Origin of the sequence: Vibrio sp. F13 (assembly GCF_020806305.2) — a bacterium.
Lineage (GTDB): Bacteria > Pseudomonadota > Gammaproteobacteria > Enterobacterales > Vibrionaceae > Vibrio > Vibrio crassostreae_C.
The window spans coordinates 135966-154638 of sequence record NZ_CP170176.1; the positions used below are offsets into that span (position 1 = coordinate 135966).

The 18673-nt window shown below is 45.4% G+C and carries 13 protein-coding genes; 9 read left to right on the plus strand and 4 right to left on the minus strand.

Annotated elements, in window-relative coordinates; all coding sequences use genetic code 11:
* Positions 1-28: 28 nt before the first annotated feature.
* The gene (locus LMH68_RS15585; RefSeq protein WP_102332726.1) at positions 29-2482 is read right to left on the minus strand and encodes a glycogen/starch/alpha-glucan phosphorylase; all 2454 of its coding nucleotides are present in this window, start codon (positions 2480-2482) and stop codon (positions 29-31) included.
* A 567-nt stretch (positions 2483-3049) separates the two neighbouring features.
* On the opposite strand from LMH68_RS15585, the gene malT reads away from it, so the two are divergent.
* The 7 genes from malT to sstT all read left to right on the plus strand — a co-directional run bounded on the left by malT (position 3050) and on the right by sstT (position 12210).
* Complete coding sequence (malT, locus tag LMH68_RS15590; RefSeq protein ID WP_229648267.1) at positions 3050-5758, plus strand: HTH-type transcriptional regulator MalT; 2709 nt, start codon at positions 3050-3052, stop codon at positions 5756-5758.
* A 612-nt stretch (positions 5759-6370) separates the two neighbouring features.
* Entirely contained in the window at positions 6371-7291 is a 921-nt protein-coding gene (locus LMH68_RS15595) for a DUF368 domain-containing protein (RefSeq protein WP_017064236.1), read from the plus strand.
* Between the two features lie 203 nt (positions 7292-7494).
* The gene (locus LMH68_RS15600) at positions 7495-7935 is read left to right on the plus strand and encodes a hypothetical protein (protein WP_017064235.1); all 441 of its coding nucleotides are present in this window, start codon (positions 7495-7497) and stop codon (positions 7933-7935) included.
* Positions 7932-8528, plus strand: coding sequence for an SCO family protein (locus tag LMH68_RS15605; protein ID WP_004732104.1), 597 nt, complete (start codon positions 7932-7934; stop codon positions 8526-8528). The genes LMH68_RS15600 and LMH68_RS15605 overlap by 4 nt, the downstream gene beginning before the upstream one ends.
* Positions 8529-8611: 83 nt before the next feature.
* Complete coding sequence (locus LMH68_RS15610) at positions 8612-9070, plus strand: copper chaperone PCu(A)C (RefSeq protein WP_229648268.1); 459 nt, start codon at positions 8612-8614, stop codon at positions 9068-9070.
* A gap of 469 nt (positions 9071-9539) precedes the next feature.
* The gene (gene rsgA / locus LMH68_RS15615) at positions 9540-10604 is read left to right on the plus strand and encodes a ribosome small subunit-dependent GTPase A (protein ID WP_052879180.1); all 1065 of its coding nucleotides are present in this window, start codon (positions 9540-9542) and stop codon (positions 10602-10604) included.
* Positions 10605-10995: 391 nt separating this feature from the next.
* Positions 10996-12210, plus strand: coding sequence for a serine/threonine transporter SstT (sstT, locus tag LMH68_RS15620; RefSeq protein WP_004732110.1), 1215 nt, complete (start codon positions 10996-10998; stop codon positions 12208-12210).
* Between the two features lie 199 nt (positions 12211-12409).
* Here sstT and LMH68_RS15625 read toward each other — a convergent pair whose 3' ends face one another.
* From LMH68_RS15625 to LMH68_RS15635, 3 genes are all read right to left on the minus strand, one after another.
* Positions 12410-13654 carry a tetratricopeptide repeat protein gene (locus LMH68_RS15625; RefSeq protein ID WP_017058838.1) on the minus strand — a complete coding sequence of 415 codons (1245 nt, stop codon included), beginning with the start codon at positions 13652-13654 and terminating at the stop codon, positions 12410-12412.
* A gap of 322 nt (positions 13655-13976) precedes the next feature.
* A complete protein-coding gene (locus tag LMH68_RS15630; RefSeq protein WP_017064231.1) occupies positions 13977-14579 on the minus strand; it encodes a response regulator transcription factor in 603 nt (200 codons plus the stop codon).
* Positions 14580-14590: 11 nt separating this feature from the next.
* Positions 14591-16462 (minus strand): PhnD/SsuA/transferrin family substrate-binding protein, encoded by a 1872-nt coding sequence (locus LMH68_RS15635; protein ID WP_229648269.1) that lies wholly within the window; start codon positions 16460-16462, stop codon positions 14591-14593.
* A 221-nt stretch (positions 16463-16683) separates the two neighbouring features.
* Here LMH68_RS15635 and dsrO point away from each other — a divergent pair, with 221 nt between their 5' ends.
* Both dsrO and nrfD read left to right on the plus strand, forming a co-directional pair.
* The gene (gene dsrO / locus LMH68_RS15640; RefSeq protein WP_229648270.1) at positions 16684-17520 is read left to right on the plus strand and encodes a sulfate reduction electron transfer complex DsrMKJOP subunit DsrO; all 837 of its coding nucleotides are present in this window, start codon (positions 16684-16686) and stop codon (positions 17518-17520) included.
* Positions 17517-18665: an NrfD/PsrC family molybdoenzyme membrane anchor subunit gene (nrfD, locus tag LMH68_RS15645; RefSeq protein ID WP_229648271.1), complete on the plus strand. Its 1149-nt coding sequence runs from the start codon at positions 17517-17519 to the stop codon at positions 18663-18665. Before dsrO ends, nrfD begins: the two co-directional genes overlap by 4 nt.
* The last annotated feature ends 8 nt before the right edge of the window (positions 18666-18673 follow it).

Consider the following 18673-nt stretch of genomic DNA (forward strand, 5'->3'; position numbering starts at 1 on the left):
AGAAACTGCCTTGGCTACTTTGGAAGTATTAACGGTTAACCGCTTCAAGTTTCCAGATGTTGTTCACGTAGTCGCGGATAGAGCGGTCTGATGTGAACTTACCAACCAATGCTGTGTTAAGAATTGCTTTCTTAGCCCAACCTGCTTGGTCTTTGTATTGCGTGCCCATGTCTTCGTGCGCTTTCACGTAAGATGCGAAGTCAGCAAGACATAGGTAAGGGTCACCACCGTCTAGCAGGCTATCAAACGTTGCACGTAGAAGGCCTGGTTGACCTGGAGTGAACTCATCGCCAGTCAGTAGGTCTAGAGATGCTTTCAGTAGTGGGTCTGCATTGTAGTAGTCGTATGGGTTGTAGCCTTGAGCTTTCAGAGCTTGAACACCATCAACGTCTAGGCCGAAGATGTAGATGTTTTCATCACCCACTTCTTCACGAATCTCAACGTTTGCACCATCCATCGTACCGATAGTTAGCGCGCCGTTTAGAGCCATCTTCATGTTGCCCGTACCAGATGCTTCTTTACCCGCTAGTGAGATTTGCTGAGAAACGTCTGCTGCAGGGATGATGATTTCAGCCATGCTTACACGGTAGTCAGGAATGAATACCACTTTCAGTTTGTTACCGATGCGAGGGTCGTTGTTGATCTTCTCTGCAATCTTGTTAACCGCGAAGATGATCTCTTTCGCTAGGTGGTAACCCGGTGCTGCTTTCGCTGCGAAGAAACATACGCGTGGCTCACACTCGAAACCAGGTTCGTTAAGAATACGGTGGTACAGAGATAGAATGTGTAGCAAATCTAGGTGCTGACGCTTGTATTCGTGAAGACGTTTGATTTGAACGTCAAAGATAGCGTTAGTATCTAGCTCGATACCCATGTTCTCTTGAACCCAATCAGCTAGGCGCTGTTTGTTTTCTTTCTTAACAGCCATGAATTCTTTTTGGAATTTCGCGTCTGTTGCAAACTTAGCGATGCCTTCTAGCTGCTCAAGTTTTGCTGGCCATTCAGTGCCGATCTTACCCGTGATTAGCGCAGATAGACCTGGGTTACAGAACTTCAACCAACGACGTGGCGTGATGCCGTTCGTTACGTTAGTCAGTTTACCTGGGAAGATTTCGTTGAATTCAGGGAACAAGTCTTTCTTAACCAGTTGAGAGTGAAGCGCAGCTACACCGTTTACTTTGTAAGAACCAATCACACATAGGTTTGCCATGCGAACCATACGGTGGAAACCTTCTTGGATGATAGAAAGCTTCGCTTGCTTCTCACCATCACCAGGCCACATCTTGCGAACTTCTTGCATGAAGCGGTGGTTGATTTCAAAGATGATTTCCATGTGACGTGGAAGAAGACGATTGATTAAAGATTCAGACCAAGTCTCTAGCGCTTCTGGAAGTAGTGTGTGGTTCGTGTAAGCGAACGTGTGAGCACTGATTTCCCATGCTTGATCCCAAGATAGACCTTTCTCGTCAATCAGGATGCGCATTAGCTCAGGAATCGCGATCGTTGGGTGTGTATCGTTCAGCTGAATCGTTTCTTGCTTAGGCAGATCTTCTAGAGAGAAACCTGCTGCTTCGTGGCGACGTAGAATATCGCGAACCGATGCTGCTGAATGGAAGTACTGCTGCATTAGACGCAGAGTCTTACCTTTCTCGTGGTTGTCGTTCGGGTAAAGAACTTTAGTGATGTTACCTGCATCGATTAGCGAGTGTTGCGCTTCGAAGTAATCACCGTTGTTAAAGCTTGCTAGCGAGAATGGTGCGATTGCCTGACATTCCCAAAGACGCAGCGGGTAAACCGTGTTTGACTCGTAACCTACGATAGGTAGATCCCAAGGCATTGCTTTTACTTCCATACCTGGAACCCAAGTACGAACTTCTTTACCGTCAACGAATTCAACGTCTACATGACCGTAAAAACCAATGTGTTGTGCTAGTTCTGGACGAGCTACTTCCCATGGGTAACCTTCAACACCACGCCATGCGTCAGGTGCTTCTTGTTGACGACCGTCTTGGAAAGATTGTTTGAATAGACCGTACTCGTAGTGAAGACCGTAGCCTACTGTTGGGTATTCTTGAGCGGCACAAGAATCCATGAAACAAGCAGCTAGACGACCAAGACCACCATTACCTAGTGATGGGTCGCGTTCTTCTTCTAGAAGGTCAGTTAGGTTTTGACCTAGCTCTTCCATTGCATGAGTGATCTGTTCGTAAAGACCCATGCTGATCAGGTTGTTACCTGTTAGACGACCAATCAAAAACTCTAGTGATAGGTAGTTAACGCTCTTAGCGTTCTTAATTTTTTCATCATTTTCAGTTTCTAGCAGGTCAAAAGTCGTTAGCTCTGCAAGAGCACGACCCATTGCTAGATACCATGAACGGCTGTCTGCTGTTTCAACGGTTGTTGCGTAGGTTGCAGATAAATGTTTCTTAACACTCTCTTGGAATGACACTTTATCGAAAGTTTTTTGCTGAGTTGGTTTCATTTCAGAAATCTCGCTTTTAATAGTTCTAATTCATCTGTGACATATCGTGCATGGTCACCATAAACTAAACATCCTCCCGCTAATGCAACTGACTAGGAGTAGATGGGAGGGCGTAGGGGGCGTACCGACTTAGGGTTAGTGATCTGACTCTCATGTTCTGACTGAGAACAAAAACTTGGAGTGACTAAGATCACAAGCTCCCGTTCGATAACTTAACTTCAATTGATGTGACTTTTATTTAACCAGATTAAAGTCATTGTCAAATCTGATATTCAGATCACGAAAATAATTTCCAACTCTCATCTTTTGCATAGATTCCCGTGTAGGGATGAACGAAGTCACATTCACAAACCAACCCGCAACGTGAGCAAAGTCTCAAATAAAGGGCGTAGACACCCAAAAACATGCAGGAGTGCAAGGTTTCTGAGGAGGATCGTAGTCGGTAACGTTTGGCTTCACGTAATATGAGTAAAGACTTAAGTAATTAGGCTCATGTCATTGGAGTGCACTCAACGATAGATTGGGATATTCCAGAACATAGCCACGGAATAGGTGTAAAACTTCGATATGTGGATCCCTTCGAAACTGACTCGTCCCGGCCGCTTACATAATGCAATCCTACGACCTAGGGTTCTCGATCTGCTTCACAATGCAGATTGCTATAAGCTTGTGTTGTTCCGCTCTCCAGCGGGCTACGGCAAAACCACCATGGCTGCACAATGGTTGGTAGATAAACCCAATGTGGGTTGGTACAGCATTGATGATAGCGACAACGATGCCTTCCGCTTTATCAACTACCTACTTCAATCACTTAATAAAGCGACTCAAAATGCCTGTCCGAATGCCCAAAAGCTGGCAGAAAAACGACAGTTTTCATCGCTGCATTCTTTATTAAGTGAAGTATTTGCCGAGATGTCGGAATTCCATCACGAGTGTTTTCTGGTGTTGGATGACTATCACTTGGTCAACAATGACGACATCCACGAAGCCATGCGCTTCTTCCTCAAACACATGCCCGATAACCTAACGTTGGTTGTCACCAGTCGTGGTACGCCACCACTTGGTACAGCAAACCTGCGCGTTCGTGACTTAATGATCGAATTAGGTAATGACTCGTTGGCGTTTGATACCGAAGAAACCACACGCTTTTTCAACCAACGCGTAGCCGACGGCATTGATGACACGACGGCAGATAGCATTTGTAGTTATGTAGAAGGTTGGCCTTCTGCACTACAACTTATCGCGCTACAAGCACAACACCAAAAACGCACTCTTGCACAGTCCGCAGAGTCATTCTCTCACTTTAACCACGCCCATCTTTGGGACTACTTGGTTGAAGAAGTATTCGACCTGCTAGACAAAGAAACCCGACAGTTCTTGATGCAATGTTCTGTGCTTGATCACTTCAACGATGAGCTTGTGTGTGCACTTACACAGCGTGAAGATGCGTTAGGTATGATCGAATCACTCAACCGTTTTGGTTTGTTCATCTACCCGCTTGAAGGTGAAAAGAACTGGTATCGCTTCCATAACTTGTTTGGTGAATTCCTCGCACATGAGCGCCAAGCTCGAATTCCTCAGCAAGAAGCTGAACTGCATCGAAGTGCTGCAAAAGCGTGGATCAAGCAAAACACACCACACCAAGCACTACGTCACGCACAGCGCGCTGAAGATCCAGAACTGATCATTCAAATCCTGACTGAGCACGGTTGGCCGATGTTCAACCAAGGTGAGCTTTCGTCATTAGAAATGGCGATCAAACAGCTAACCAAAGATCAACTATACAGTGAGCCAAAGCTTTCGATGTTGCGTGCTTGGCTTGCACAAAGTCAGCACCGTTATGACCAAGTGGGTACTTTGTTGGAAGAGGCTGAGACTCAATATCAAGCTCGAAACATTGAACTCGATACTCAGCAGCAAGGCCAATACAACGCCTTACGCGCACAAGTTGCCATCAACAGCAATGAGCCTGAGAAAGCATTGGAATTGGCTGAGCTTTCGTTGAGTCAGTTGAACACCACCGTTTATCGTAGCCGCATTGTCGCAACCTCGGTTGTAGGCGAAGTGAATCACGTAATGGGTAACCTAAGCCGTGCGCTACCGATGATGCAACAAACAGAAAAACTGGCACGTCAGTATCAGGTTTACCATCAGGCCCTGTGGGCGATTCTGCAACAAAGCGAAATCTTGATTGCTCAAGGTTATGTTCAAGCTGCATTTGAGCTACAAGACAGTGCATTCAAATTGATTGAAGAACATCAGCTGCAATACGTACCTCTGCACGAATTCTTGCTGCGTGTTCGCGCTCAGATCTTCTGGTGTTGGAACCGACTAGATGAAGCGGAAGAGTGTTGCTACAAAGGCTTAGATATCCTTGGTCACCACTCTCCGAGTAAACACCTGCACAGCTATTCTATGTTGGCTCGTATTTCATTGAGCCGTGGTGAGATTGATAAAGCGTCGAAATTTATCGACCAGATTCAGCACCTATTGCGTCAATCGACTTACCACGTAGATTGGACGGCAAATGCTTCTCTTTCTTTGATTCTGTTCTGGCAAGTAAAAGGCGATAAAGAGGCGATACGTGATTGGCTGAGTGTGGCGGTTCGACCTGAATCGGCAAGTAACCACTTCTGCCAACTTCAGTGGCGAAACATCGTTCGTGCTCACATCATCCTTGAGCAGTATGAAGACGCAGAAGAAGCGCTAACTTTCCTTAAGAGTGAAGCCCAGCGTTCGCACCTGATTACAGACACCAACCGCAACTTGATCGTTGAAGCCGTGTTACGTACACAAATTAACGATGAAGACAGCGCACGAGTACTGCTTGAAGAAGCGCTTCATATGACTAACCAAACCGGTATGGTCGGTAACTTCTTAGTCGACGGTGGGACTATCGGGCATATCTTGGATAAGTTGAGCAACAAGCCTGGCTTAGGTGATTTAGAACGTCACCGCGCGCAACAAATCATGAAGGATATCTCCACGACCCAACGCAGTCGTTCGGTGCATTTCGATGAAGACTTTGTTGAGAACTTGGTTAATCACCCGAATATCCCTGAGCTGGTGCGCACTAGCCCACTCACTCAGCGTGAATGGCAAGTGCTTGGTCTGATCTATTCAGGATTCAGTAATGAGCAGATCGCTCAAGAACTCGATGTAGCGGGTACCACGATCAAGACTCACATCCGTAACCTTTACCAAAAACTCAATATTGCTAACCGTAAAGAAGCAATCAGCACAGCGGAAAACTTGCTGCAGTTGATGGGGTACTAAAACGGATTCGAGATTGATTCGAGATTGATTCGAGATTGATTCGAGATTGATTCGAGATTGATTCGAGAAAACATAAGCTAGTCACCGATGGTGGCTGGCTTTTTTTTCATCTGAAGTTTAGAACCTAAAAATGTAGGAATGGGAAAAGTAAAAAGACGATCACCAAACGACAGGCAAAAAAATAGCCAACCGCAATAATCGCGATTGGCTCTATATATTTGTGAACAAATCATAGGTTCACTAACAACGTCAGTTGGCTAGGTGACCCTCGGCTTAAGAAGGATCAATGTATATAATGCAGTTAGCGTGCCAACTTTTATTCGACGTTTTATAAGCCCTGCATCGCATAAAAACCATGAATTTGTCATGCGAATTGCAAAGTGCATTTGCATAATGCAACCAAGATGCAATATCGATAAGAGATCAGTTTCATCGCTGCTCTTAATGACAAATCACTAAGTGGTTGTTATCTAAATGTTAGGCAAATATTCACTTCAACTTATTGCCTTACAATTAATAGAGTAATAAAAGCCCTTCCCCAAAAGCATATTCATACTTTTTTTACACTAAAGTTTGTATACTGCACAAAATCATCCTCAACTCTATGAAGCAATGAACTACTTAAGTACTTTTTTCAAAGGCATGGCTATGGGCGCAGCAGACGTTGTTCCTGGCGTGTCGGGCGGAACCATCGCATTCATCACTGGTATCTACGATACGCTGCTAGAAAGCATTCGCAGAATTAACCCTAGCGTACTTGGCTTATGGAAACGCGAAGGCTTCAAAGCCGCGTTTAATCACATCAATGGTTTCTTCCTAATTTCACTGTTCGCGGGCGTATTCACGAGCATTGCGACATTCGCAAAATTGATTTCTTGGTTATTAGTCACCCACCCTGTTCCACTGTGGTCTTTCTTCTTCGGCCTGATCTTGGTCTCGGTTTTCCATATTCTTAAGCAAGTAGAGAAACGCGATATGATTCGCTTCGTGTTTTTGCTGCTTGGCGTTGCTTTCGCTTATAGCATTACCGTGCTTAAACCGCTGCAAATGGAACCAACCAGCATCAACGTATTGATTGCGGGTGCGATTGCTATCTGCGCGATGATTTTACCCGGTATTTCAGGCAGCTTTATTCTGCTCCTGATTGGCATGTATGGCCCCGTGCTTGGCGCCGTTAAATCATTTCAAGTCGATGTACTTGCGCTATTCCTTGCGGGCTGTGTGATCGGACTGCTGACTTTCTCACATGTACTGTCTTGGCTATTGCGTTCATTCCGCGACTTCACATTGGTATTCTTAACCGGTTTGATGATCGGTACGCTGCCTAAGATCTGGCCTTGGAAAGAGACCATCAGCTGGCGCACAAACTCAAAAGGTGAACAAGTTCCTCTGATTCAAGAAAACCTATCACCGTTTGATTTTGAAGCGGTAACCTCTCAGCCTTCTCAGTTGGTCATGGCGATTGTGATGATGTTTGCTGCGATTGCATTGGTTTTAGGCCTGGAGAAGTTCGCAGAGCGTAACGCTGACTAATCATTCAACGTATTTCTGGAACATGTTCAGAATGGATAGAACTTAGAAATACTAAGCTCACATATCTATTAAACAGACAAAAGCGAAGCCAATGGCTTCGCTTTTTTAGTTCTACCATACGCACAAAATTGCTTTTTGATACAAGCACGTATTGAGTGGTGTGATACCATCGCCGTTCTTATAAAATCAAATGAGAACACGACATGCACCCAGCATTAAAGGTTGCTGCGCTCGGTATTGCGCTGGTCGCTGGCTTTTATGGACCACAGGCAGTCGAGCAATTTAAATCGGTAGTAGAGAGCCACTCTCCTGACGTCAACTTAGATGACTACTGCATGCTTTCAACAACATGGTGTGAGCAAGACAGCGTTGCTATGACCCTTGAGCATGAAACAGCTCAACCTCTAGTCCCAACAAAAATCAAAGTGGTGTGGGAAGGCGCGGCCTCTGAAACCTTGATGCTATCGCTGACCGGTTTAGAGATGGAAATGGGCTCAGCACGTTTCCAATTAAAAAATACTGGTAACAACATCTATGAAGGTGATGTCATTTTACCCGTGTGTACCATGGATCACATGACTTGGCTTGGTGAGCTCACCGATGGTGTTGAAACCGTAAAACCTGCAATAAGGATGGCAAGATGAGTAGAAATTGGTCGTTAGCATTGGTTGTCGCTTTTGTACTTGGCTTTGGTGTCAAAAGCTATCTTGATGGGCAAAACGAAGTTCAAGAACAACACGCTGCAAAACAAGAGTTCTCCGCAACGACTCTTTTCGGCAAAGACAACCAACCAACGGAAATCTTTGACCAAACCGATGACAGAATTCGTATCGTTTACTTCGGTTTCACACGCTGCCCAGATGTGTGCCCCACTTCTTTGGCTATGTTGGCCGGAGCACTTAACCAAGTCTCTGATGAAGCAAAAGCCAAGATTCGCCCGATGTTTGTCTCTCTCGACCCTGAGCGTGATGCAGCAGAGGCCTCATACGAATACGCACAATACTTCCACCCAATGATGGAAGGATTAAGTGGTCCTTTGGATGTGACAACCACGCTTGCACACAACTACGGTGTTATTTTCAGAAAGACCAAGCTGGAAGGTTCAGAGTTGGAATACACCCTTGACCACAGCTCATATTTTTATTTTTTAAAGCCCGACGGTACCTTGATTACCAAAGTGCCGCATACGTTAACGCCAGCGCCAATTGTTGAGGCTATCAACAAGCTGACGCAGTAAAACGTAAAAACAAAGAACTTACTCAATAAAGTTCAAAAAAAGTCAGGTCCCAGACCAAAAACATAAAAATTAAGGACAACAACATGAAGTTAAAAGCACTTGCTCTAGCCGGCTTATTGCTCACTCCCCTTGCTCACGCCAATAGCGATATTATGGTTCATGACGCGTACGCTCGTGCAACCCCGCCTTCAGCAGTGAACAGCGCGGTATTCACGACTCTGATGAACCACAGCGATAGAGATCGCGCTATTGTTTCTGCGACAACGCCAGCAGCAGGAAAGGTAGAACTTCATGATGTTATCGTTGACGGCGACGTAATGAAGATGCGCCAAGTTCAACAAATCACAATCCCTGCAAATGGTGAAGCGGTACTAAAGCCAGGTAGCCTACACATCATGTTGTTCGACCTAAAAGATGGTCTAAAAGAAGGTGAGCAGATCGAAATGACTCTGACTTTCGCTAACGGTGAAACGCAAACCTTTGACGCGCCGGTTAAGAAAGTAATGAGCGGCATGAAAAAGATGAATCACGATCATCACTAATCGGATTCATAATCAATGAAATAAATTAAGCCACGATGACTTCTCGCCATCGTGGCTTTTTGTTAAACTGAGCGCGCTTTTTATTCAAAGCCTGAACACATCAATAAACCAAGGAGAATAGAAGATGATTGTAATGAACACACTAAAACTGGCAGTAAAAGTAACGCGTTAATTTGTTTGGTTAATCAAACTTAAACACCGATCTACCAACTTATCGTCATCCATTGACGACCGCACACTTTTACCCGGTTTACTGTTGATCATAAGTGATCAATACCTGCATGCCCAACAACGCATGACTAAATCCGGGGTCCTATCTATTTGAATTCGACCCAAGCACAAAACATTTTTGACGTCTCGACGCTTTTTGATATGACTAACGCTTTTCGATCTCATCAACAACCTGAGATCTTACAAGACGTTAATGCTCTCATAAGAAAAGAAAGCTCGCACGTCTGGGTAAATAGACATGAATTCACAAAACGCATTTTCTCATCCAATGTCACTTCAACAACTTGGATGGCAACCTGTATTCCAACAACAACTGACACTCGAAGACTATGACCACTCCGTCATTGCTCGTATCGTCGCACATCACCGTAGTGGCTATACATTAGCGTCAGAGCAAGGTGAAATTGTTCTACCCATCCACCAAAACCAACCGGCAATGACCGTTGGCGACTGGGTGATTTTGAACTCTGATCTGCAATTCGACCGCTTACTAGACCGTCAATCGCTCTTCCGCCGTAAAGCTGCTGGCAGTCGCGTAGCTGAACAATATATTTCAGCCAATATCGACACGGTTTTTATCGTGGTTTCGTTAAATAACGACTTTAACCTAAGCCGCATCGAGCGTTATCTCGCTCTCGCTAATGAAGCGCAAGTTGAAGCCGTTATCGTACTCACCAAGAAAGACTTGTGTGACGACTACCAAGACAAAGTACAGCAAGTACAAAGCCTAGACCCAATGCTGATGATCGAAGCCGTTAATAGCCTAGACCAAGACTCTACTCAAGTATTGTCGCCTTGGTGTAAAACGGGCAAAACGGTGGCTTTGATGGGGTCGTCTGGTGTTGGGAAATCTACGCTGGTCAACTCGCTGCTTGGGGAGACTCAGCAGGCCACGGGTGGCATTCGTGAAGACGACAGCAAAGGTCGACACACAACGACGTCACGCTCACTGCATTTACTGACATCGGGCGGCTTACTGCTTGATACGCCAGGAATGCGAGAGTTGCAACTTGCAGACTGCGCCGAAGGGGTAAGCGAAACCTTTTCTGATGTCGAAGAGTTAGCTATGCACTGTCGTTTCTCTGATTGCCATCATGAATCAGAGCCTGGATGCAAAATACGCAAAGCCATTGAGAGTGGAGAGTTGTCTGAAAGACGATTTAATAACTATCAAAAGCTATTGCGAGAGCAAGCCAGAAATGGTGCCTCATTGGCAGAGCAACGTGCTAACAGTAAGCAGCTTTCGAAGATGTACAAAACCGTTCAATCAGAAAGTCGAAATCTTAAAAAAGCTTCTGACTAAACCTTTAAGTTAACGACTATAAGTTGTATTTGAGACAAGCTTAGCCCCTTAGTGTTAAACACGTGGGGCTTTTTGTTTCAATTTGGTCTTAGTGTGACTATTTATGCACACAATGTTCTTACCAATAGTCGTTTACATTTCCAAATTTACAGTATATTGAGTCTATTAAATGTCATTTTGTAGATTTATATCTCAATCAAAACACATTTGATTAACATTTAGCTCTAAAAACACCACGTAGCGCAAACAATCACCCTAAAAGTAAACTATTCCTAGACACCCTCTTAGATCCCGCTAATATGACCGCCCATTCCACTAGTGTATAGTCGGATTTGGTACAACTTTATAAAAAGATACATCACTATAATAAATTAACAATTGCAGGTATTTTATGCAAAATCACAACATGCTCGCCCGCATCGCTCGTGGAAATCTCGTTCTACAGATCCTTGCTGGTATTGTTTTCGGTGTCGTTCTCGCCATGGTGTCTCCTTCAGCAGCTCAAGATGCAGGCCTACTAGGTAGTCTGTTTGTTGGCGCTCTGAAAGCTGTTGCCCCAATTTTAGTATTCATTCTTGTTGCAGCTTCTATCGCAAACCAAAAGAAAGGTCAGCATACTCATATGCGTCCGATCATTGTGCTTTACCTGATTGGTACGTTTTCTGCTGCACTGACTGCTGTAGTACTGAGCTTCATGTTCCCAACCACTTTGACACTGGTTGCTGGCGCTGAAGGTGCTAACCCTCCTCAAGGTATCGCGGAAGTTCTTCATACCCTTCTATTCAAGCTTGTAGATAACCCAGTTAGTGCGCTAATGAACGCAAACTACATCGGTATTCTTGCTTGGGCAATCGGTCTTGGTCTTGCACTGCACCACGCATCTGCAACAACCAAAGCGGTTTTCGAAGACCTTAGCCACAGTGTTTCACACATTGTTCGCTTCATTATTCGTCTTGCGCCATTCGGTATCTTCGGCCTTGTTTCGACTACATTCGCAACAACGGGCTTCGATGCACTAGCAAGCTACGGTCAACTGCTAGCGGTTCTACTAAGCTCAATGCTGATCATTGCTCTTGTCGTTAACCCACTGCTTGTCTTTGTAAAGACAAAACAGAACCCATACCCACTTGTACTACAATGTATTCGTGAATCTGGTGTAACGGCATTCTTCACTCGTTCAAGCGCTGCAAACATCCCAGTGAACATGAACCTTTGTAAGAAGCTAGAGCTAGATGAAGATACTTACTCTGTTTCAATCCCTCTAGGCGCAACCATCAACATGGCGGGTGCTGCAATCACCATCACTGTGTTAACGCTTGCAGCTGTACACACAATGGGTATTGAGATTGATATCTTCACTGCGATCCTACTAAGCCTTGTTGCTGCAATTTCAGCATGTGGTGCATCAGGCGTTGCCGGTGGCTCACTGCTACTGATTCCTCTAGCTTGTGGCCTATTCGGTATCTCAAACGATGTAGCGATGCAGGTTGTAGCGGTTGGTTTCATCATTGGTGTGATTCAAGATTCGGCTGAAACAGCACTTAACAGCTCAACTGACGTAGTGTTCACTGCGGCTGTATGTAAAGCTGAGCAAAACAAAGCTTAACAGCTCTTGGGTATTAGGCTTAAGCTCTAAGCTCTAAGCTCTAAGCTCTAAAAGCAAATAGCACACAAATAAAAAGGGAAGCATTCGCTTCCCTTTTTTGTTGTCTTGGTTTTCTAGATTACGGCTAGGAGCTATATAGATTTATAGCTTCACAGCTTTAGTCATTCTTGTCTAACTCATCAAAGCTAACCAACACGTTTTAGTGGTTGCTTTTCCAGCTTGGATCCACGGCTGCCTGACTGAAGTCTAGAGAGTTAGGACTTGCTTCTTTGTTATGCGTTGCTTGATCGCTGGGTGACCCTTGATTCGCAGCACCGCTATCATGGTTTGGCGTCGCCTGCTGGCTGTAATCGACGTTAGAACCTTGCTCACTCGACGCTTTGGTCTCTAAATGACTACCATCGACATTTAACTCCTCACCTTCTTCATCGGACGCTTCTTTAACCTTCTTAGGGACAGGGACATTGCGTTTGTAGAGCTTGTTGAGCGCCTTAATGATTGAGTGCTTAGTGATTGCTTCTTGGGTCAACTTAGTCATTATCGGTTTAGTCAGAGCTTGTAAGCCCACGACAGCATCCACACCAAGTTCCCCGCCGACTTTATCCCTCAAATGCTTGGCTTCTGAGTAACCAAAATGAGCCGATAAAAATAGCCAGATATAAGCAATGGCATTGCCGTGTTCACCATGGTCAATCCAAGCTTCACCTGCTCTAAACATGGCTTCTGCACTGTTCTTTTCTGCGGCCGTCTCAAACCAGTAAACAGCCTCGCCATGGTTAGGCTCAACACCCACACCGTTCAAATAACTCATACCAAGTTTGATCTTGCCGTCTAAGCTATTCTTTTCCGCGGCCTTTTGGTACCACTCGACAGAGCTTTCGGCAGAGTAGTCTGGGTTTTCTTTATCTAGACACCAGTCACCGATAAACAGCATCGCTTCGGTATTACCACCAGCCGCAGACTCTTCAATATAGGTATAACCCTTAGGGATGTTCTTATCGGTTCCACGACCAAAGACGAGCGCTTTGCCCATCTCGAATTTCGCCGATACGTCATTGTCTAAAGCAGAGATTGCTAGCTGCCAAAAGTTGGCTTTCTCTCTTAAAATGAGGTCTTCTTTACGCTTCATGCTTAGGCGCACAATGCCATACATGCCATTAATATTATCGAGTTGCGCTGCTTTGTCGTACCAATACAGAGCTTCCTTAATATTGTTACGTTCAGCTTCTTTTGCCAAATACAGTATCGACGGTACATGCCCAGTTTCGGCTTTGAAGTGACGCTCTTTTTGCTCTTGTATGCGCGCTTTTTCAATCGCTTTTCGATAAGCGACAGCACGAGCCTTACGTTCTTGTTCCAAGCGCTGCTTTCTTAGCGATAAAGAGATCAGCCACACGGCGACAAGTATTAACGAAAGAGCCGTCGCACCAATTGCAATTCCCATTGTACTCATAAAATATTTTAACCTAACTCGGCTGATACTAGCCCCGATATCGGGAAAGTGATCAACCCATAGTGAATGGTATGTTTCTAATTACAGGGAAAAGCGCCGTTATTAAAACGTTCCGCCCTAAAATGAACTCAGTTCAGTATCTCAGGAATACATAGCGATAAAAAGTCTACTAAGACCTATCCGTATGCACTCCATAAATGGTGTGATCTTGCTTCAATATAGATAAATTATGAAGGCTGCCTTTCATCAGGAAAGTCCTAAAGCTTGGTGACGAAATTGATGGGTTTCCATCAGGAATTTCGCACAGTGATAGTTAAGTCAATTGCCCGTATATGTAAGCCAACTCGGCAACCGTCTTCGCTGAGAATTTCTTCATCAAGCTTGCTCGGTGTACTTCTACTGTTCTCATCGCGATACACAATTCATCAGCGATTTTCTGGTTACGCTTACCATCAATGATCTGCTTAAGGATGTCGATTTCTCGTTCGGTCAGCGACGCATAAGCTTGGCGATACACATTCATGTGAAGATGCTTTTCAGAAGCCTTTAATCCTTGCTTGATTGCCTCGGCCAATTCCCCTCCTTTAACCGGCTTTTGAAAGAAGTTCATCGCACCTGCTTGCAAAGCTTCCACCGCCATTGGCACATCGCCATGCCCTGTGAGATAGATAACCGACAGCGGACTCTGCGCTTTCACCATTAACTCATGAACTTGTTGCCCTCTCATCTCTGGCATTCTGCTGTCTAGCACTACACAGCCCGACTTTGTGAGATCCACAGAGTCTAAAAAGCTCGGGCCATCTTCATAGGCTGACACCGTAAAATCATGCTCTTCCAATAAGAACACCAATGAGTCACGCATCGACTCATCGTCATCAACCACATAGACCGGCAACGTTTGATGAAGTTCAGGCATAGCAAGATTCCTTATGAATCATTTGAAATAGAGGAAGGTAGTGTCACCGCGACATGACAACCATGAGGAGTCAGTGAAGTAATGCTCATTTTGCCACTGTGGTCTTCAATCACATCTTGGCAAATCGCAAGCCCTAATCCCAAGCCGTTTTCTTTGCTGCTCACAAAGGCTTGAGTGACTTGTTGCTCGGTAAAATCTAAGCCCGTACCGTTATCGATAACCGACAGCATCATTTTATCCGGTTGATACTCGGTAATCACTTTAATTGTCGATGGTTCGTTATTTTTGTTACCAATATCAGACGTAGCGCTTTGTTCGCGATGCATCTGAGCATTACATGCATCAGTCGCATTGTTGATCAAATTTACAACTACCTGCTGCAATCCGACAGGGTCAACATGTAGCGTGATAGGTTTACCCACGACATGACGTTCAATGGTTATCTTGTGTTTCTCTAATCGAAATTGCAGTAGCTCGATGGTATCTGTAAGAAGCACTTCTATATCAATTTGAGATTTATTTGATGAACGCTTTTTGATCATGTTTCTTAAGCGTTGGATAATCGCATCAGCACGGTCCACTTGCGACTGGATCTTCTCAAATACAGGCTCTATGTCAGTCAGCGGTTTGTTCTTCGAAATCCGCAGTAAACCACCTTCGCTATAATTCCGAATTGCTGCCAGAGGCTGATTAATCTCGTGTGCCAAGCTACTTCCTAGTTCACCAACTACCGCGATACGCTGTGAGTGCTCTAGCTGTTCACTCTTACTTTTCAGCTTGTACAGCGTCGCTTCTAGTTGCTTTTTGCTGCGGCTGAATTTGTATTCTAGCCAGAAGTGGTAAGCATTCAGAGACACGACAAGAATAAAGAACGCCCATGCCCACTGTTGATTGTACTTGAGCCAGATTAACGCTTCTTTCCACCAAGGTTGTTGCAGTGGATGCATGTCGAGTTGCTGGTAGAGCTTGTCGATAGGCAGCAAACTGGTTGGTGATGTCCAACCCGAGGCATTCGCCGCAATCGCTGGCACACTGCTTTTTGGCATCGCAAATAGCACCTGACTCATTTGCTTAGCCAGTGCAGAAGAAGCTCGCTCCGTTTTGGCAAATGACCAGTTGGAATACAGAGGTGTAGACACTTGGCATCGGAATCCTTCAGGGGCTTTGTTGCCGATAACACGATATTGATCAGCCACCAACAAACCTTCACTGATCATGTTTTCAACCAAGCAGGCAGGAACCACTGCCGCTTCAATATGGCCTTCTCGCAGTTGATACAGACTCGCATCAATTGGGAAGCCCAAGAAATGAGTATTAGAGAAAAATTGGTTAGGGTTCAGCCCTTCCTGCATCACTTGATAGCGCATGGTGAGGTAACCGCCAAACGCATTTTCAGAGACAGCAGCAATCGGCTTTCCACTAAGTTGCTCAAACGAGATATACGGTGACATTCTTCTGACCACTAATGCAGAACCGATACTGCGCGTGCTGCTCACACCTTGATCGTCGTAATTGTGACTGGTCATGGTTGCCATCCAAGAGAGCGCGTATTGACGTCCTAAACGCACTGCTTGGCCGGGATTGGTGACAACAAAATCGACCGTGACATCTTTCACCGCTTCCGCCATCTCTTCTAAGTTGAAAGGCTTGAGAACAAAGTGTTTGCCGGGAATGCGCTCCGACAACCAATCCATCGTCGGCTGCCAACGCTGCTGCGCGGAAAGCTTGCCTCGAATAGCCAGCACACCGACCTCAATCACCTGTTCCGACTCAACAGTGTTTGATGTTGTAATCTCTTGCTCCGCTTGAGCGGCTAAACAGATTCCTGCAGTTAGACTCAACCAACAAAGGCTAACGATTGATATTAGGTTTCGGACTGTCACTAAAATCTCTTTCTCCACACTGATGGCATGTTCACACTCGAATAACGCATTGACGACACGTTAAATAGAGCCTTTAAACAAAGCATAACAGCTAGATTGGTAAAACCACATTTGTTCTAGATCAACTTTGATCTGGGTATGTGGAAATCCACAATACCCCGCGTACGCCCAAAATCTGACAATGAGCCCAACAGATAGAATACCCATTTATAGGTACCAACATGGACTCATTGAAAAGACGGTTTCTCAGCCAATTCGGCAAGGTTTCCGCTGGTGCTGCGCTCATTCCCATCACCGGAATCAACACCGTAGTCGCAAGCACAGCCATTCGCAATAACAACCAACCTGACCGCAAAGGCGAAGTAGGTAAACGCTACGCCATGGCTGTTGATTTACGTAAGTGCGTTGGCTGTCAGGCGTGCACTGTTGGCTGTAGCGTTGAAAACCAAGCACCAATTGGCCAGTTCAGAACCACCGTAAAACAGTATGAAGTCTCCCTTGATGATGGTTCGACTGCTCAACAAGACGTGAAATCTTTCATGTTACCTCGCCTCTGTAATCACTGTGACAACGCTCCCTGCATCAAGGTTTGTCCAGTTCAAGCGACCTTCCAACGCGAAGACGGCATTGTCATGGTCGACAATGAACGCTGCGTAGCCTGTGCTTACTGTATTCAAGCTTGTCCTTACGATGCTCGTTTCATTAATAACGACACCCTTACCGCAGACAAATGTACCTTCTGTGCACACCGCCTTGAAGACGGCTTACTGCCTGCTTGTGTAGAAACCTGTGTCGGTGGCGCGCGTGTCATTGGCGACCTTAAAGATCCAAACAGCGAGATCAACCGTCTGCTCAATGAAAACCAAGACGACATCAAGGTGCTTAAGCCAGAGCAGAATACCAACCCCCATGTTTTCTATATCGGCATGAACGAGCGATTCGTTAGTCACATTGAAGGCCAACCTGCGATTTATGATCCAGCCGCCATCGATAACTCATCCTCTAGCAAACAAGAATTGGCAATCGCGACACAAGGCAAACAAGGAGAGACAGCATGAATATCACTGAGGTGTTAGTCCCCGCTCAAGAGATCGCTTGGCTACCGTGGGCGGTTCAATATTTCTTCTACATAGGTTCAGCCTACGCGGCCGCTATTTTGTTCTTGATTGCACTGATCTTTAAAAACTCAACCAGTCACCAATTCCGTTCTGCCCTTGTGCTTGTGATGGCCATTGGCGCGATTGTTGGACCATTAGCATTAACCGGTGACTTGCACCAACCCGGACGTGCGTGGCACTTCTATGCTCATATTACGCCTTGGTCATGGATGTCATTGGGCTCTCTGTTTCTACCTTTATTTTCTGGTCTGGCTGTCACGACGGCTTGGGTTTACCTGCGTGACGACATCGCACAGCTTAAACAAAGTGAAAACCCATTTCTAAAACGTTTGTCTTGGCTGACGCTAGGTAAATGGCAAATATCATCAAAGCTGATGATTGCACTCGCTGCTGTGACGGCTATTTCGGGCCTAAGCATCGCGCTTTATACAGGCGCAGAGATTGCGATTTTGGCGAGCCGACCGCTTTGGCATCAACCGGCTTCTCCATTGCTTTGGTTCACGACCGCATTCTTTGCCGCAACGGGTTTAACTCTGTTGATTTGGGCTCTGCTGCCTTCAAGCAAACCAAGCTTAAAACCAACAGACCTAGCTCTGATACAAAGAACCATTACCTTAACAGGTGGCCTTGCCATCATTCTCACGTCGATTTGGGCATCTAACCATGGTCACTTCAATCTCTATGAGAACGACGCTTGGGGCATCAATTTAGGCATCATGACCACCAGCATTTTGGTGTGCATGATCTTGGTTCTTCCGCTGCAACGTTTATCTCAAAGCAAGTTAGGAATTGTTTGTGTTGCACTTGCGACCATCGTTTCAGCATGGGCGGTACGTTGGGTTACCATGATGGAAGTTCAAACCATTCCCCGTTTTGATGTGGGTGCATTCCCTTATGAACTGCCTATGGGTAGTGCAGGATTACTCGGCATCGTTGGTATGTGTGGTCTTTGGTTAGCACTTGCGTTGTTCGCCTCTGAGATCGTGTCTACTGGTTCTACACGAACAACTGGTTCTGCACCAAAGACAACATCGAAGCCAATCCAAAATACACCTTCACCACTTAACCGCTCACATAGCTTGTAGTCTGAGGA

What these genes read in the sequence shown, in the direction of transcription:
- LMH68_RS15585 (WP_102332726.1), bottom strand. Translation starts at nt 2,482, where the DNA reads ATGAAACCAACTCAGCAAAAAACTTTCGATAAAGTGTCATTCCAAGAG.
- malT (WP_229648267.1), top strand. Translation starts at nt 3,050, where the DNA reads ATGTGGATCCCTTCGAAACTGACTCGTCCCGGCCGCTTACATAATGCA.
- LMH68_RS15595 (WP_017064236.1), top strand. Translation starts at nt 6,371, where the DNA reads ATGAACTACTTAAGTACTTTTTTCAAAGGCATGGCTATGGGCGCAGCA.
- LMH68_RS15600 (WP_017064235.1), top strand. Translation starts at nt 7,495, where the DNA reads ATGCACCCAGCATTAAAGGTTGCTGCGCTCGGTATTGCGCTGGTCGCT.
- LMH68_RS15605 (WP_004732104.1), top strand. Translation starts at nt 7,932, where the DNA reads ATGAGTAGAAATTGGTCGTTAGCATTGGTTGTCGCTTTTGTACTTGGC.
- LMH68_RS15610 (WP_229648268.1), top strand. Translation starts at nt 8,612, where the DNA reads ATGAAGTTAAAAGCACTTGCTCTAGCCGGCTTATTGCTCACTCCCCTT.
- rsgA (WP_052879180.1), top strand. Translation starts at nt 9,540, where the DNA reads ATGAATTCACAAAACGCATTTTCTCATCCAATGTCACTTCAACAACTT.
- sstT (WP_004732110.1), top strand. Translation starts at nt 10,996, where the DNA reads ATGCAAAATCACAACATGCTCGCCCGCATCGCTCGTGGAAATCTCGTT.
- LMH68_RS15625 (WP_017058838.1), bottom strand. Translation starts at nt 13,654, where the DNA reads ATGGGAATTGCAATTGGTGCGACGGCTCTTTCGTTAATACTTGTCGCC.
- LMH68_RS15630 (WP_017064231.1), bottom strand. Translation starts at nt 14,579, where the DNA reads ATGCCTGAACTTCATCAAACGTTGCCGGTCTATGTGGTTGATGACGAT.
- dsrO (WP_229648270.1), top strand. Translation starts at nt 16,684, where the DNA reads ATGGACTCATTGAAAAGACGGTTTCTCAGCCAATTCGGCAAGGTTTCC.
- nrfD (WP_229648271.1), top strand. Translation starts at nt 17,517, where the DNA reads ATGAATATCACTGAGGTGTTAGTCCCCGCTCAAGAGATCGCTTGGCTA.